The sequence below is a fragment of the Oxalobacteraceae bacterium OTU3CINTB1 genome (assembly GCA_024123955.1).
Lineage (GTDB): Bacteria > Pseudomonadota > Gammaproteobacteria > Burkholderiales > Burkholderiaceae_D > Rugamonas.
This window is the reverse complement of the sequence record CP099652.1, coordinates 4,751,281-4,766,585: the sequence shown is the minus strand read 5'-3', so window position 1 is coordinate 4,766,585 and position 15,305 is coordinate 4,751,281. Positions and strand designations below refer to the sequence as shown.

At 63.1% G+C, this 15,305-nt stretch carries 14 protein-coding genes; 5 read left to right on the top strand and 9 right to left on the bottom strand.

Features of this window, described 5'->3' with window-relative positions; genetic code table 11:
• Positions 1-14: 14 nt before the first annotated feature.
• The 6 genes from NHH73_20545 to NHH73_20520 form a co-directional block, all read right to left on the bottom strand.
• Positions 15-416 (bottom strand): VOC family protein, encoded by a 402-nt coding sequence (locus NHH73_20545; protein USX24983.1) that lies wholly within the window; start codon positions 414-416, stop codon positions 15-17.
• Between the two features lie 20 nt (positions 417-436).
• On the bottom strand, positions 437-2,320 hold the full coding sequence (locus NHH73_20540) for an AI-2E family transporter (protein ID USX24982.1): 1,884 nt from the start codon (positions 2,318-2,320) through the stop codon (positions 437-439).
• Positions 2,321-2,473: 153 nt separating this feature from the next.
• Positions 2,474-2,770: a hypothetical protein gene (locus NHH73_20535; GenBank protein USX24981.1), complete on the bottom strand. Its 297-nt coding sequence runs from the start codon at positions 2,768-2,770 to the stop codon at positions 2,474-2,476.
• Between the two features lie 129 nt (positions 2,771-2,899).
• The gene (locus NHH73_20530; GenBank protein USX24980.1) at positions 2,900-3,241 is read right to left on the bottom strand and encodes a YkvA family protein; all 342 of its coding nucleotides are present in this window, start codon (positions 3,239-3,241) and stop codon (positions 2,900-2,902) included.
• Positions 3,242-3,332: 91 nt separating this feature from the next.
• Positions 3,333-4,208 (bottom strand): CPBP family intramembrane metalloprotease, encoded by an 876-nt coding sequence (locus tag NHH73_20525; protein ID USX24979.1) that lies wholly within the window; start codon positions 4,206-4,208, stop codon positions 3,333-3,335.
• Between the two features lie 49 nt (positions 4,209-4,257).
• Positions 4,258-5,046: a MipA/OmpV family protein gene (locus NHH73_20520; protein USX24978.1), complete on the bottom strand. Its 789-nt coding sequence runs from the start codon at positions 5,044-5,046 to the stop codon at positions 4,258-4,260.
• A 168-nt stretch (positions 5,047-5,214) separates the two neighbouring features.
• Here NHH73_20520 and NHH73_20515 point away from each other — a divergent pair, with 168 nt between their 5' ends.
• Entirely contained in the window at positions 5,215-5,877 is a 663-nt protein-coding gene (locus NHH73_20515; GenBank protein ID USX24977.1) for a glutathione S-transferase family protein, read from the top strand.
• A 93-nt stretch (positions 5,878-5,970) separates the two neighbouring features.
• Here NHH73_20515 and NHH73_20510 read toward each other — a convergent pair whose 3' ends face one another.
• Both NHH73_20510 and NHH73_20505 read right to left on the bottom strand, forming a co-directional pair.
• Entirely contained in the window at positions 5,971-6,501 is a 531-nt protein-coding gene (locus NHH73_20510) for a phasin family protein (GenBank protein USX24976.1), read from the bottom strand.
• Positions 6,502-6,659: 158 nt separating this feature from the next.
• Entirely contained in the window at positions 6,660-7,979 is a 1,320-nt protein-coding gene (locus tag NHH73_20505) for an aminopeptidase P family protein (protein USX24975.1), read from the bottom strand.
• Between the two features lie 78 nt (positions 7,980-8,057).
• Between NHH73_20505 and NHH73_20500 the strand changes: the two genes are divergently transcribed.
• Positions 8,058-8,840: an alpha/beta hydrolase gene (locus NHH73_20500; protein ID USX24974.1), complete on the top strand. Its 783-nt coding sequence runs from the start codon at positions 8,058-8,060 to the stop codon at positions 8,838-8,840.
• Positions 8,841-8,920: 80 nt separating this feature from the next.
• Here the strand turns inward: NHH73_20500 and NHH73_20495 are convergent, their stop codons facing one another.
• On the bottom strand, positions 8,921-12,214 hold the full coding sequence (locus NHH73_20495; GenBank protein ID USX24973.1) for a discoidin domain-containing protein: 3,294 nt from the start codon (positions 12,212-12,214) through the stop codon (positions 8,921-8,923).
• Positions 12,215-12,361: 147 nt separating this feature from the next.
• On the opposite strand from NHH73_20495, the gene NHH73_20490 reads away from it, so the two are divergent.
• The 3 genes from NHH73_20490 to carA all read left to right on the top strand — a co-directional run bounded on the left by NHH73_20490 (position 12,362) and on the right by carA (position 15,305).
• Positions 12,362-13,282 carry a patatin-like phospholipase family protein gene (locus NHH73_20490; protein ID USX24972.1) on the top strand — a complete coding sequence of 307 codons (921 nt, stop codon included), beginning with the start codon at positions 12,362-12,364 and terminating at the stop codon, positions 13,280-13,282.
• Positions 13,283-13,340: 58 nt separating this feature from the next.
• Positions 13,341-13,751, top strand: coding sequence for a heme-binding protein (locus tag NHH73_20485; GenBank protein USX24971.1), 411 nt, complete (start codon positions 13,341-13,343; stop codon positions 13,749-13,751).
• Between the two features lie 390 nt (positions 13,752-14,141).
• Positions 14,142-15,305, top strand: a complete 1,164-nt coding sequence (carA, locus tag NHH73_20480; GenBank protein USX24970.1) for a glutamine-hydrolyzing carbamoyl-phosphate synthase small subunit — start codon at positions 14,142-14,144, stop codon at positions 15,303-15,305.

Genomic DNA, 15,305 nt, shown 5'->3' with positions numbered 1-15,305 from the left:
ACTGACCGCAGATGTCAGGTACCCTGGTTAATTTTCCACGGAACGCCGAAACGGTCGACCACAATTGCATAGCAGGGCGACCAAAATGTTCTCTGCGGCGAGAGCACGACGTGCCCGTCGGTTTGCAAGGCGTCGAAGAAGGACCTGACCTTCGCCTCGGAGTCGACACCGAGCAGCACATAAAAACCCTTCGGCTTCTCGTAGCTGATCGGGTCGACGTCGGCACCCGCCAACTCGACACCATCGATACTGATATTCGCGTGGACGATTTTATCTCCAGGCGACGCCGGTGACGCAGGCATAGGGGCGTCTTTAAGCCGAAGCATCGTGCCGATCTTTCCACCAAGGTGTTCGGCGTAGAAGTTGAACGCCTCCTCACATTGTCCGTTGTAGTCGATATGAAATGACAAGCTCATTTGGAGACGTCCTCAAAAGGTTAGGTCGCTTTGCTTTGCAACGCTTTCACGCAACTTTGCAGCGCGTCCTCGAACGAATAGGATACGTGATCGGCTTGATCGAACGTACAATCGCGCAGATCGGGATTCTCGAACGGGCTCGGCAACAGCACCGCGAACTGCTTGCAATGCGGCAGGCTCTCGCGGAATTTCTGGATCGCCTGATCCATCTTCTGGCGGTCGTTCAGCGGATCGATGCTGACCAGGCACACAATCGACACCAGTTCCGGCGACGCTTCCGGCGGCGGTTCATCATCCAAATCTTCCATGCTCATGCTGCGGGCGTCGATCTTTTGCTCGCGCAGCACGCGCACCAGGATCTCCGTGGCCAGCTCGTCGAACTGGCCGCTGAGCCCCACGGTCAGCACCAGGCTGCCGGGCGGCACATCGAACGATCCCTGCCACTCGCCGGTGGCCGAGATGCGGCTGTCGCGCAACTGACGGCCGATGCCGACGCCGGCCAGCGCCGAGACGCTTTTCCGGCGCTTCCACCACTTCGGATTGCCGCTCAGCGCCTCGATGACGGCGATCACGGCCGTGCTGACCTTGACCTCTTCCTCCGGCGTGATGGCGTTGTCCTTCAGGTCGAAGTGGGCCAGGTGCAGCGCCGGCACCAGCACGCCGTCGCAATAGGCCGCCAGCGACTTGTGCTGCATGTAGCGCTTGGCGCTGGCGACGATCTCGTGGGCGTCGCCGGACAGGATGCGTTGATAAAAATTCTGCGGCATCGTCAGCGCCGGCAATTCGCCAAACATGATCTCCAGCACCTTGAGCGCGCGGATGTAGCGGCCCGCCACGACCAAGCACAAGGTTAGCGGCGTCGACAGCACCAGCCCGACCGGGCCCCAGATCGCGCTCCAGAAGATCGCCGCCACCACCACCGACAGCGGCGACAGTCCCGTGGTGTGGCCGTACAGTTTGGGCTCGATGGTCTGGGCGACGATGATGTCGACCACCAGGAACCAGCCGAACGTCATCAACGCCAGCGACCAGCCGGGATCGATGGCAGCCGCCAGCAAGGTGGCGCAGAACGCGGACATCCAGAAGCCGACGTAAGGGATGAAGCGCAGTACGGCGGTCATCGTGCCCCACAGCAGCGCCTGCGACAGGCCGATCACGCTCAGGCCGATCCAGATGGCGATGCCGGTGCAGGCGTTGACGGCGAATTGCGAGATGAAGAAGCGCGATAGCCGCTCGCCGGCGTCGTTGACGGCAATGGTCGTGGCGCGCAAGTCGGCGCCGCCGGCCAGGCGGATGAAGCGGTCGCGCAGCGCCTCATGTTCCAGCAGCACGAAGATCAGCACGATGAAGACGATGCCGGCCATCTCCAGCGGCGGCCAGACCGAGGCGATGATCTTGCCCAGCAACTGCAAAGGTTTGAGCGCGGGTTCGTGGATTTCAACCGGCACCGGCATGCGGCTCGATGCAGGCAAGCCAGGACGCGCTTCAAGCGGCGTGCCCGGCACATCTTGCGTGAAGTGTTCGATCAACTGGCCGGCCGGGCCGCCGAGGCTGCCGATGGTGCCGCGCGTGAGGCTGTCGAGCGCTTCGACCTTGGCGGCGATGGTGTCCTGGTACAACGGCAGGCTGGCACCGAGGCGGCTCACTTGCGAAATGATCACCGCGCCTATCATCAGCAGCGCGGCGGTGACGAGCAGCACGCCGGTGAGCACGGAGGCGGTCTGGCCCAGGCCGATGCGGCGCAGCGAGCGCACGAACGGCGCGATCAAAAAGCTGAAGATGAAGGCCAGCGTGATGGGGATGAGCACGTCGCGGCCGAAGTACAGCAGGCCCAGCACTGTGGCCGTACCGACCAGGCCGACGACGGCGTTGGGCAATGCGCGGGCGGGGAGTGAGTCTGACACGTGTTCCTTGTGGGTAGTCTGCGGAGGCAGGCTGCACGCGCCTGCTTTCCGAGCCTAAATTAAGGGCTATCGTGTGTCAATGCTTCTTACCTACTTTGATGCATGCCGCCGGGCGATTTTGGGGCGCCGGCGGGCATGTTTGGCGGATGGGTTTCAGGTCGTGCTGCGACGCAGGTAGTTGGCCGGTGTGGAAATCGGCAGGTCGGAGACGGTGACCGAGCTGGCCAGGGCCAACTGGTCCGCTTCGCGCAACTTGGCGTCGGGGGCGAGGACGCGCGCGATGACTTGCGGGTTGATATTAATGCTTTGCAAAAACTCGACCGCGCTGGGCGTGCCGATATCGCGTTGGACTTCCAGCGCTTGCCGGACGATGAATTCCAACGAATGCCAACCGGCCGTTTCCGACGTCTCCGGCGGGCGGCTCTGACGTCTGTCGTGCTCTGGACTCATGTCGTGCTCCTTGCAACGGGGATGAAAAAAGATCGGAAGAAATTTGAATGAGCCCAATTGTAGCCTAACTGGCGGCCCCGCAACACCATCCATCACGACGATTTCCGCGTCACTCAAACTAGTCGCTTACTAGTCGCCGAACCATTGTTTCAGCGTGTCCCGTGCTTTCTGCACATGCTCGTCCTTGATGTGCGCGGCCACGGCGGTGGCGGCAGCGATCAGCACGCCGATATCGTCGGTATAGCCCAAGGCCGGCAGCAGGTCCGGTATCGCGTCGATCGGCGAAATGAAATAGCCGAGCGCGCCGTAGATGGTCGTCTTCGCCCACAGCGGCGTGTCCGGGTCGGTGGCGGAGTAATACATCTTCAGCGCCTGTTCGAGCACTTTTTGTCCGGCGCTTTTCGCGTGGGTCTTTACCTTGTTCCAGAAGCCGGCATCGGAATAGTGCGATGCGTATTCGGTCTTGGCCATATCTGCTCTCCCTGAAGCCCAACATTGACGTGCGAGACAGCCAGTGTAGCTTGCCACGACGTAAAGCTCAAAACAACAGGGAGAATCGATCTCAGCGCAGGGCGGGGTAGCTGAAGGCGATGAAGTGGGCGGCGTTGAGCGCAATGTGCAGGAAGATCGGCGCCTCAATGCGCTGCGTCACATGATAGGCGTAGGCGTAGCCGAAACCGGCGATGGTGGCCAGCAGCGCGTACGGCGCGCCGCCCGGCAGGTGGACCAGGCCGAACAGCAGCGCCGAGCAGGCCAGCGCGATCCACTTGCCGCAGCGCCAGCGCGCCAGCGACGCGGCCAGGCGGTGCTGGAGGAAGCCGCGGAAAAAGGCTTCCTCCGCCACCACGGTGAAGAACAGATTGACGGCGATAAACTGCATTGTCAGCTGCGACAGCTTGAGGTCTGGACGCACCGCGCCGACGGCCGTGGCCAGGCCGAGCACCGCCACCAAAGTGGCCAGCAGCACCGGCAACGACTGCTTGAGCACACCCCCGAACTCTTTCCACGAACGGGCCCGGCTGCACAGGAAGGCCAGCAAAATCAGACCGACCGCGCCTTTGTCGAAGTTGGCATACTGCGTGAACGGCGCCGCGCCGGGTGAGATCGTGACGGCGTCGATCACGACCGCGTTGTTAAAGCCGGGCAGTTTGTGGATCGCCAGCGCCAGTGCCAACACCGCCGTGACCACACCGAAAATCACGCGCACAGAGCGCTGCGGCGCGCGTGCCGTCATATAGGCCGTGCCGGTCAGCGCCACCAGCGCGACGATGGCCGGCGACCGCAGCACCCCGGCCGCCATGCCCAACACGAGCGCGGCGGCAAAGAACGCCATCCACGGCGCGACGCTCACGCGTCCGAGGGTGACCGGTTTGGCCCACGCGGCGCAAATCGCGGCGGCAAGCAGGATATAAGTGGCGATGGTGGTGTCGGAGATCATGGCGAGAGGTATTTAACTTCGCGCAATAATATCACCTGGGCAACCCCGATCAAAACTTGTAGCTGATACCCGTCATCACCATCGGCGTGGTCTTGCGCTTGGTCAGCGGGCTGTCGGCGGCGTCACCCAGCAGTCGCGTGAAGCCGACGGCGGTATGGGCCGACCAGCGTTTGTCGATCACGTGGTCCCAGCTGACGGCGGCGCTGACGGCCTCGAAGCCGGACTTGGCCTGGTAGGCCTTGTAACCTGAGCGCGCGCTTTGCGCGCCGGTGACGCCGAAGTAGGTTTGCATGTGCTTGTTGTCGCCGTAGACTGCCGAGCCGCCCAGGCTGACCTGGTCGTCGGTGCCGCTGTACAGCGGCACCGAGGCGCCGAGCGTGTAGGTGGAGCCGTTCTCGCGCTTGCCGACGGCTTGCGTGGTGCCGACGCTCAGGCCGACCTTGCCGAGCTGGTAGCTGGCCGTCAGCACGGCCTGCAAGCCGCCGTCGATGTCGCCCATGCCCCGCAGCGCGTCGGAACCGGCGGCGAAGGTGCGTTTTTTCTCGTCGCGCGCGCCGCCGTAGGTCAGCGCGCCGCTCAGGTTGACCGCGCCGACGTTGGTTTGGTAGCCCAGGCCGCGCCGGGTGCTGATGAAGAAGCCGTTGGCGTAGCTGCGTTCCAGGAAAGGCACCGGCACCACGCGGCTGTCGTCGCTGCCGGCGTATTCCGGCACCCAGGCCGCGCCCAGGCCCACCATCAGGCTGTCGCCGTCGGGCGCGTCGGCGGCGCTGCTGTTGGCGCCGAGGGCGCACAAGGTGGTCAGGGCGAAGGCGAGCTTGAGTTTGATGGCGTGGCGCATGGTGGTTATCCTGTCAGTGGTGGTTCGAGGTCCGCCGGTGCGTGATTGCCCGGCTCGGAACGGGCTGAAGTGTGGCAACATTTGCGGTCCGCCGCTATCGGCTTGGCTGAAGTATCATTTGCTGAATTCTCAGGTATCGCGTGGCGATGCCGGCACCCAGGAGCTGACATGTCTTTGACCCTTTACTACCATCCGCTGGCCTCGTTCTGCCACAAGGTGCTGATCGCGCTCTACGAGAACGGCACGCCGTTCGACAAGCGCATCATCAATCTGGGGGAGGAGAGCGACCGCGCCGAACTGCAGGCGATGTGGCCGCCGTGCAAGTTTCCCGTCATCCGCGACCATGAGCGCACCCGCGACGTGCCCGAGACCTCGGTCATCATCGAGTATCTGGACCGCTACTTCCCCGGGGAGAAGCCGCTGATTCCGGCCGACTGGGACGCGGCGCTGGATGTGCGCCTGTGGGACCGCTTCTTCGATAACTATGTGCAGGAGCCGATGCAAACCATCGTCAACGGCCACCTGACCGGATTGCAGTGCGACCAGACCAAGGAGCGCACCAAGCTCAAGACGGCCTACAAGATGATCGAAAAACGCATGACGAGCAGGATATGGATGTGCGGCGACGACTTCAGCATGGCCGACTGCGCGGCGGCGCCGGCGCTGTTCTACGCCAGCACGATCTTGCCGTTCCCGGAGGAGTACAGCCAGTTGCAGGCGTACTTCGAGCGGCTGGTGATGCGGCCATCGTTCAAGCAGGTGTTGGAGGAGGCGAAACCGTATTTCTCGATGTATCCGTTTGTGCAGGATATTCCGGACCGGTTTTTGTGAGATTTTGTAGGGCGGATTAGCGCGCAGCGCGTAATCCGCCATGAGCCGCCGACGGAGCTTGGCGGATTACGCTACGCTAATCCGCCCTACGGCTTAGCTCTTGTTGCCTTTGTTTTCGTCGCTTTGCATCGATGCCGGCTGCTGCATCGCGCGGTTCTGCGACGCGACCTGGGCGAACTGGGTGGCCTGGTCGAGGATTTCCTTGCCGGCGGCTTTCTGCATGCGCAGTTGCTGGTCGGTCTGTGCCGCGGCCTTTTGGGTCACCACGTCGGCCAGCTCGGTGGCCGTACGCGCCGTCTGCGGCACGTGCTGCTGCGCGACCTGGTTGATGTTGGTCTGGAAGTCGCTGGTGATCTTCACCAGTTGCTGTTGATAGGTCTGCAGTTTCTGCGCGACCGCCTCGACGGACGGGCTGGCATCGGCGCGCTCGGTGGGCGGCGTCAGCATTGCCGTTTGCAGCATTTGCGTGGAATCCTGCATCCAGCTGCGGCTGAACTGCAGGTTCACTTCTGCAAGTTCGCGCATCGTCTGCACCATGGCAAGCGACACATCGTTAAAGTAAGCGATACGTGCCTCGATGTGATTTTTTGCTGCTGGCGATATGGTTTCCACAAACGAATTCATGTTGATCTCCTCATTCAAATAGCGGCCGAAATGTGAGACGATCCTGGCGCTTTGGCCGGACGCCGGAAGCGATATTCTCTCAGGTGTGCAGAAAAATTGACACACCAGAGCCTGCCGGCATTATTCGTTTTGCGGAGTCAACTCATGCTATCTGTTGCTCAATTGACGGGAGCCGCGCCGCCAGCGGCACGCGGGATCAAATACATGGATTTTTGCCGGCCGTCCAGGTATCGGATGCCCGACTCGTCGAAGAGCGCGTCCTCTTCCAACATGATATTCACCGGCGCCGGCCAGCCCGGCAAAACCGACGCCGCGCTCAGTTCGATCGAATAGGCGGTGCGGTGGCGCAACGCCTCGTCGCCGCTACCCGGCACGCCGTTTTGCATGTCCCACATGCCGATGGCCGGGCCGGCGGCGTGGCCGTGGTACCCCAGCGGATGGCTGTAAATGGTCGGTTTGATGCCCTCGGCGCGCGCCTGCGCCAGCGCCCCGGCCAGCATCTGGTTGCCGGTGCGTCCCTCCTTGAATTGCGCCAGCAGGATGTCCTGCAACCGGTTGGCTTGGCCGAAGGCCTGCGTCAGTGCCGCCGGCGCGGCGTTCTCGCCCGGTTTGAGGACGTATGCGTGCTGCTGCACGTCGGTGTTCAGGCGCAGGTAGGTGATGCCGATATCGACGTGCAGCAGGTCGCCGGGGATGATCACGGTCGGATCGGCCAGGCCTTTGCCGGCGCGCTGGATTTCCACCGACGGGTGGAACCAGGTGTCATAACCGAGATCGCGGATCTTCTGGCGAAACCACCACACCACGTCGTCGGTGGTGGTGATGCCCGGCGTGATGACGCGCTCGGAAAAGCCTTCGTCGATGATCCTGTGGGTGGCGTTGACCAGTTGCGGGTAGATCTGCACTTCGCGCTCGCTGCGCGTTTCGAGCCAGCGGATCGCCAACGGCTCGGCCGAGACGACCTTTTGCCTGGCCTCGGCCGGCAGCGCCTGCAGCAGTTCTACGTAGTCGGTATGGTCGATGCCGTCGGCGTGGCCGAAATTGCGCGAGGTGTTCAGTGCTATCTTGGCCGGATTGCGGGTTTTGATGATGTCGGCCAGCGCCTCCCACTGGTCGGGGAATTTCTTCATGTCCCAGGCGGCGGCGATGCTTTTGCCGACCGCGTAGCGCGCCACCGCCAGCTTTTCCACCGTCTTTTTGACCGGATCGCGGTAAAACACAATGATCGTGCGACGGCGGGCGTTGAGCCATTCTGCCGGCAGCATGGTTTTGAGCACCGGGTCCTCGTTGTACTCGCGCGAGACCAGCACCCACATGTCGATGCCGGTCTGCTCCATCATCCCCGGCAGCAGGTTGTCCAGCCGGTCGGCCAGCAATTCGTTGACGACGGCGGCCTGGCCGCGCGGCGAGAGCGCGGCGGCTTGGCAGGCGGTGGAGATAAACAAGGGGAGGGCGAGCGCCAGCAGATATTTTTTCATCCTCAGATGTTGACGGCAGATTACAATGAAGTCAACGATTTGGATACCAACCAACCCACTAACCTGGAGGATCACCGAGTGCAGCCACCAACGATATTCTATTTGCATGGCGGGCCGGGTCTCGGCACGGCGTTCGAGCGCCAGCGCTATCCGGACGCCGACAACGTGCACTGGTGGCAGCAGCCGTCGGCCGTGTCCTGCGCCACGCGCCCGTACCAGGATTTGCTGGCCGCGACCTTGGCCGAGTTCCGGCTCAGCGTCGACATGCTGGGCGGGCCGATGACGATCATGGCCAGCTCCTTTGGCGCCCATCTGGCGGTGCACCTGGCGCGCCAGATGCCGGAATCGATCGCCCGCATCGTGCTGCTGGCGCCGACCTTCAATCCGGAGGAGGCCGCGCTGCGCCTGGCGCGGCACGGCCTGGCGCTGCACGCGCAAGACGCCAACGCCGGCAATCTGGTGGCGGCGCTGGCGGACTACGAGGCCGCGCCGGGCCGCGCGCGCTTCTGGGACGTGATGGGCGCGTTGTGGCTGCTGCCGAATGTGACGTCGCTGTACTTCGGTCCGAACTCGGGGGATGAGCCGCAGGTGTTCGCCTATCTGCTGCAGCAGCCCGGCGTGTTCGACGGCCCGTCGTCGGTGGCGACGTCGGACGATTTCGCCGCCAGCCCGCCGGAGCCGGTGCGCAGCCCGTATCAGGGGCCGGTGTCGGTGATTTTCGGCGAGTTCGATCCGATGATCGATCCGGTGGTCGATTGTGCGATCTGGAAGGAAGTGTTCCCGCAGGCCGCCGTGCATACGCTGCCGACGGGGCATTTCCCGTTGCTGGAATTGTCGATCGAGGCGTGTCTGAACCCTTAATTGGAAGGGGGATACGGTTTGACGGCGCATCGATGGCGGATTACGGCGTTCCGCCTAATCCGCCCTACGTTTTCGTACGATTATTCGGGTTTTTTAGCCGCCGGCGCGATGTTTTCATCGATGTCGCTCGACGCCGACCGCACGCGCTGATACGTTACCGCACCGCCGTTTTCCGGCAGCGCCGGGCCGGTGTAGAGCAGCGCCAGTTCGGCGATGGCGGCGGTGTTGTCGCTGCCGAAGCCACTGAGCGCGGTGAAACGTAGCCGGCGCGCGCTGACGTTCTTGCCGAATTCGATGCGCTGCTGATCGTAGGTTGAAACCAACGCGCCGCGTTTGATCTCCTTCCAGGTGTCGCCATCGTCGCTGGCTTCGATCAGGTAGTCGCGTACATCGCCTTCGTGGTCTCGATGGTTCTGGCGCGGCATCAGCAGCAAGCCGGAGAAGGATGCAGGGGCTGGAAAGCTCAGCGTCAAGGTCTGCGGCGTGCGCACAGCCGCCTGCGTGCCGGCGGTCCAGAAGGTGTTCGGATCGCCGTCGATGGCGTTGGCCGGGTTGTTTCCGCCGCTGGCCTTGGCGCCCAGCTTCTTCATCACCAGCGTATCGAACAGCGCCTTGCGCACGTCGGCGGCGCTGATGGCCATTTGCGGATTGAAGCTGTCGCTGGCCATGTAGTCGAGCACCGATTTGCGCAACTGGCGCGCGACGATACGCTGATCCAGGTTGGTCTCTAGGTCCGGACTGGCGACCATCAGCCGGCCGTTGCCGACTTTCGCCTCCAGCAGCAAACCCAGTTTGAAGTTGCGGTTCCAGTCATCGACCGGTTGCACGATCGGTTGCAGCGCCGGTGGCAGCTTGTCCAGGTTGATCGTGCGCGCGCCTTTGATCAGCTCCGACCATTGCCAGTCGTTGAAGCGGTCGGTGGGGAACTGCGTCAGCGCCGGATGCTTGTTGTCGATCCAGAGACCGAGCGTGCGGCTCCAGGCGGGATTCATCAGACGGTTCCAGAATACCGGCACGCTGTCGAGCGGCGGGCCGCTCCAGTCCAGATCCGACGCCAGCGGCAGGAACAGCACCTTGCCACCGGCCGCAAGGGCGGCTTCGGCGGCCGCCCAGTGGTGCGTAACCAGTACGTCGGCCGGTTCCGGCGCGGTGATGTTGGCGGGATAGAGCCAGATGTTCCAGTCGTTTTCAGCCAGCGGTTCGATGCCGGCGCCGACGCCGACCTGCAGCCGGTACGCCTGCGGCGCCGCCAGATCCTTGAGGGGCAACCGGATTTGTCCGAGCGGGATGTTCTTGCCGATGTCGATCGTCCGGCGTGCGAATTCGCCGCCGGCGGCGACGCGGCCGGTGGCGTCGATCAGCTTCCACCAGGGCTGCGCATCGGTCAGCGCGGCGGCGCCGAAGTGGGCGATCTCCACGTCCGCCGTCAGCGTTTCGTTGGTGCCGTAGGTGCGTTTGAGCAGGCGCGCCAGCGGCACCGTCTGGCCATTGAAGCGCCGGAACTCCTCGGCGGTCGCATAGCCTTTGGGCTCCCAGAACGTGTCCAGAATGCCGACCAGCGCCGTGCCCTGGCCCAGATAGTCGTGCAGGTCGAGCAGTTGGTAGCCCATCAAGCCGGGCGTGCGCAGGTTCGCTTCGATTTCCTCCTTGTAGGCCTGGACCTGGAATTTGCCAGAAGCCCAGGCGAAGTCCTTGTTGCGGGCCGCCATGCCGTGGCGCGCCAGCGAGTCACGGAAAATCTCGTAGTTCCCCGGCCGCAGATAACCCCTGAATTTGCGGATGACGTCGTAGTCGGGATAAGCCGCCCACTGGCCCGTTTCGTGCGACACCACCGGCACGTTGACGCCGGCCAGCGAGGCGCCGTAGTCGCGGCCGAACCAGCCTTTTTCTCCGCGCAGTGGCTTGGGGCCGATGCGCTGCATCGACAGGAAATCGGTGCCGTCGGCCAGGCCGGGAACTTCCTTTTCAGTGTGGCCGGTGCCGTTGGAGTAGAGCCGGCGCGGATCGGCCTTGCGGTAGTGGGCGATCCAGGCGTCGAAGGCTTCTTTCCAGCGGCCTTTCGGCTCGTTGGCGGGGCTGAGCAGAATGAAGGATGGATGATTGCCGTAGGCTTTGATCATGCGCCCGGTCTCTTCATACAGCATCTTGTCCATCGCGGTGCCCGGCGATATCTCGTTCCACATGCCCGGTTCCGGTTGCAGGTAAACGCCCAGTTCATCGGCGGCCTGGAACGCCGCCTCCGGTGGGCAGAAGGAGTGGAAGCGTATGTGGTTGATGCCCCAGTCCTTGTTGATCTGGATGATCTTGCGCCAGTAGGCGACGTCGGTTGGCGGATAGCCGGTCAGCGGAAAGTCGCCGCCGTGATGCGTGCCGCGCAAAAACAGCGTGCGGCCGTTCAGCATGAACTGATTGCCCTTGGCAGCGATCTGCGCGAAGCCGAAGCTGACGTCGCGCGTGTCGGCGGCGCCGGCACCCTTGAGCTGGAGTCGGAGGTTCTGCAGCGCGGGGTTGAACTCATCCCAGGTTTGGGTGTTCGCCGGGAAGCGCACCTTGATCTCGGCGCTGCCGCCTTGCGCGCTCCATTTGACCTTGTGCGCGACGCCGTTGGCGGTGACGGTGCCGCTGCCGGCGCGGCCGCCGGCATTGCCGATGCTGATTTTGACGCGTGCCGTTTTGCTCTTCACGTCCGGATAGACCTGGGCGTCGTCCAGCCATACCGGCGAGGTGGCGCGCAGCTCCATTTTGCCGACGATGCCGTTCCAGCTCATGCCGAGCGAATCGGACACGCTGTGGGCGTCGGGCCGGTAGGCCATCAGCATGCGGTTGTCGACGCGGATGGAGATCCGATGCGGTCCCGGCGCCAGCAGGCCCAGATCGTATTCGTGTTCGGCCACCAGACTCAGATTGCTGCCGACCTTGCGCTCGTCGAGCCACAAGGTGGAGCCCCAGCGCGGACGTTCCAGGAACAGGGCGACGCGCTTGCCGCGCCAGGCGGCCGGCACGTCGATGTCGCGCTGGTACCAGGCGGCGCCGAGGTAGTGCTTGGGCGGCTGCGACAGGAAGGGGACCTTGACGTTGCCGGCGGCGGTGTGGGTTTTGTAGTCTTCGCGCTGGTCCCAGTTCTTATCGTACAGCGACAGCACCCAAGGCGTTTTGGCGGTGATGTCGTCGCCGTAACCCTGTGCCTGGAGGATGCCGGGGAGGGCGATGCCGTCCTTCAGGTCGCGCGCGAACCAGGCCTGGCTCTCGCCTTCGTCGTTGCGGTCCAAGGCGAAACGCCACTCGCCCGAAAGGTCGCGCGATTCGGCCGCGTTGAGGATGCCGCTGGCGCAGGTGGAGACGCAAAGGAGGGCGATGGCGAGGAGGCGGAACATGGAGTGCCTTGCAAAACGAGGGTAGTGAGATTATCGACCAATCCACATGCGGCTTTCACTCAAATGCGTGCGCGTTTGGCGTCGTTTGGGCCTATTCAGTTACAATCTGCTGCGCCAAATCAGCCACTATAGCCACTATACCAACACATGCAACTACGCCGTCTTACCCTTGCCGCTCTAGCCATCTTTGCCGCCACCGCCATCGTCGGCTGCAAGACCACGCCAGTGATTGAAACGCCGGCCCAGCCGATCGCCGTGCCGGAGCCGCTACCGCCGCGCAAAATCAAAATCGGCCTGGCGCTGGGCGGTGGCGCCGCGCGCGGCTTCGCCCACATCGGCGTGATCAAGGCGCTCGAGGCGCAGGGGATTTATCCGGATATCGTGGTCGGCACCAGCGCCGGCAGCGTGGTCGGCGCGCTGTACGCGGCCGGGAACACCGGCTTCCAGCTGCAAAAACTCGCCTTCGACATGGACGAAGCGGCGATCTCCGATTGGGCCATGCCGCTGTTCGGCAAAAGTACCGGTGTGTTGAAAGGGGAGGCGCTACAGGCTTACGTCAACAAGGCGGTCAACAACCAGCCGATGGAGAAGCTGAAGGTGTCGTTCGGCGCCGTGGCGACGGATTTGAAGACCGGCCAGCCGATTCTTTTCCAGCGCGGGAATACCGGCATGGCGGTGCGGGCATCGTCGTCGGTGCCGGGCGTGTTCCAGCCGGTGACGATTAGCGGCCGCTCCTATGTCGACGGCGGGTTGGTGGCGCCGGTGCCGGTGCGTTTCGCGCGCGACATGGGGGCGGACTTTGTTATCGCCGTCAATATCTCCACACAGGCCGACGTGCAGGCGACCGTTAGTTCGGTCGACGTGATCATGCAGACCTTCAGCATCATGGGCCAGCGCATCAACCAGTATGAATTGAAGGACGCCGACATCGTCATCGCGCCGAGCCTGGGCAAGATGGCCGGCAACGACTTCGCCGGCCGCAACCAGGCGATCCTGGCGGGCGAGCAGGCCGCCGCGCTGGTGATGCCGCAGATCAAACAGAAACTCGAAGCGCGGCGCAAGCCTTAGGCTTTAGCGCATCCTCTATATTACCGTTACGACAATAAGCAATAACCAAGGAAAAACCATGCAAACCAAACCGTATCTGTCGCTTGCCGACGTCAAGAAAATCGCCGCCGCCGCTGAAGCCGAGGCTGTCGCCAACAAATGGGCGGTCGTGATCGCCATCGTCGATGACGGCGGCCACCTGCTGTGGCTGCAACGCCAGGATGGCGCCGCGCCGTTGTCGTCGCACATCGCGCCGGCCAAGGCGCGCGTGTCGGCGCTGGGCCGCCGCGAATCGAAGATTTATGAAGACATGATCAACAATGGCCGCGTCTCGTTCCTGAGCGCGCCGGCGCCGCAGACCGACGGCATGCTCGAAGGCGGCGTGCCGATCATCGTTGACGGCCACATCATTGGTGCTGTCGGCGTTTCAGGTGTCAAATCAGCGGAAGACGCGCAAGTCGCCAAGGCCGGCATCGCCGCGCTGAATTAAGCTCCGGGGTCAGGTCCACCATTTCTACACGGGCTCGGCGCTGGGGTGCAAATGCATGCTTTGTGACGGCTCGCGGATGGCGTGAACTGGCCCACGGATCAGCCCGTGTAGAAATAGTGGACCTGACCCCGGAGTGTTACATGCTGATCTGGCAAGGAAAAGAAATCGTCCGCTCAGGGCGATTTTTTTTGCCGGGATTTCGGTGCCTCTCCATTGCCAAGCAGGGTGGATTTGGTTATAATTCAAAGGTTTAGCCAATCTCACCCTACCGTAGCCGACCACCACTCACTCCATATTCAATCTGACCTTCCACCCCGGCCTGCGACGGCCTTGGGTACACGACGGTCGTCTGACGTGGCGCAGCTACGGTAACTTTATCAGGAGTTACCCTTGCCGCCATTTTTTTCTGGCCCCGCCGTTCCAGCCATACTGGCCCTCGCCGACGGAACCATTTTTAAAGGTTTTTCAATCGGCGCTGCCGGCCACACCACCGGCGAAGTCGTTTTCAATACCTCCATGACCGGCTATCAGGAAATCCTGACCGATCCCAGCTATTGCCGCCAGATCGTCACGCTGACGTATCCACACATCGGCAACACCGGCGTCAATCCAGAAGACGTCGAGTCCTCCAAAGTCCACGCGGCCGGCCTAATCATCCGTGACCTGCCGCTGATGGCGTCGAACTTCCGCTCCACCCAGTCGCTGGCCGATTACCTGAAGGCCGAGAACATCGTCGCCATCGCCGGTATCGACACCCGCAAACTGACCCGCATCCTGCGCGAAAAAGGCGCCCAATCCGGCGCCATCCTGGTCGGCACCCAGGGCAACGAGCCGTCCACCGCGCAAGCGCTGGAACTGGCCCGTTCCTTCCCCGGCCTGGCCGGCATGGACCTGGCCAAAGTCGTCTCGACCAAGACCGCCTACGAGTTCACCGAAGCGGAATGGAAGCTGGGCGATGGCTACGGCAAACTCGCGGCGCCTAAGTTCCACGTGGTCGCCTACGACTACGGCGTCAAGCGCAACATCCTGCGCATGCTGGTGGAACGCGGCTGCAAAGTAACCGTGCTGCCGGCGCAAGCCACCGCCGCCGACGCCCTGGCCCTGAATCCGGACGGCGTGTTCCTGTCGAACGGTCCCGGCGATCCTGAGCCATGCGACTACGCGATCCAGGCCACCAAGGAATTGATCGACAAAGGCATCCCGGTGTTCGGCATTTGCCTGGGCCACCAGATCATGGCACTGGCCTCCGGCGCGAAAACGCTGAAGATGAAGTTCGGCCACCACGGCGCCAACCACCCGGTGCAGGACCTGGACAGCAAGAAGGTGATGATCACCTCGCAGAACCACGGTTTCGCCGTGGACGCCGCGACCTTGCCGGCCAACACCCGCGTAACCCATAGCTCGTTGTTCGACGGCTCGCTGCAGGGCTTTGCCCGCACCGACAAACCGGCGTTCTGCTTCCAGGGCCACCCTGAAGCTTCGCCCGGCCCGACTGACGTCGCTTACCTGTTTGACCGCTTCATCGGCATGATGGAAGCAACGGAGAAAAAATAA

What these genes read in the sequence shown, in the direction of transcription:
- NHH73_20520 (USX24978.1), bottom strand. Translation starts at nt 5,046, where the DNA reads ATGCGCCACGCCATCAAACTCAAGCTCGCCTTCGCCCTGACCACCTTG.
- NHH73_20525 (USX24979.1), bottom strand. Translation starts at nt 4,208, where the DNA reads ATGATCTCCGACACCACCATCGCCACTTATATCCTGCTTGCCGCCGCG.
- NHH73_20510 (USX24976.1), bottom strand. Translation starts at nt 6,501, where the DNA reads ATGAATTCGTTTGTGGAAACCATATCGCCAGCAGCAAAAAATCACATC.
- NHH73_20490 (USX24972.1), top strand. Translation starts at nt 12,362, where the DNA reads ATGCAACTACGCCGTCTTACCCTTGCCGCTCTAGCCATCTTTGCCGCC.
- NHH73_20530 (USX24980.1), bottom strand. Translation starts at nt 3,241, where the DNA reads ATGGCCAAGACCGAATACGCATCGCACTATTCCGATGCCGGCTTCTGG.
- NHH73_20505 (USX24975.1), bottom strand. Translation starts at nt 7,979, where the DNA reads ATGAAAAAATATCTGCTGGCGCTCGCCCTCCCCTTGTTTATCTCCACC.
- NHH73_20515 (USX24977.1), top strand. Translation starts at nt 5,215, where the DNA reads ATGTCTTTGACCCTTTACTACCATCCGCTGGCCTCGTTCTGCCACAAG.
- NHH73_20485 (USX24971.1), top strand. Translation starts at nt 13,341, where the DNA reads ATGCAAACCAAACCGTATCTGTCGCTTGCCGACGTCAAGAAAATCGCC.
- NHH73_20535 (USX24981.1), bottom strand. Translation starts at nt 2,770, where the DNA reads ATGAGTCCAGAGCACGACAGACGTCAGAGCCGCCCGCCGGAGACGTCG.
- NHH73_20495 (USX24973.1), bottom strand. Translation starts at nt 12,214, where the DNA reads ATGTTCCGCCTCCTCGCCATCGCCCTCCTTTGCGTCTCCACCTGCGCC.
- NHH73_20545 (USX24983.1), bottom strand. Translation starts at nt 416, where the DNA reads ATGAGCTTGTCATTTCATATCGACTACAACGGACAATGTGAGGAGGCG.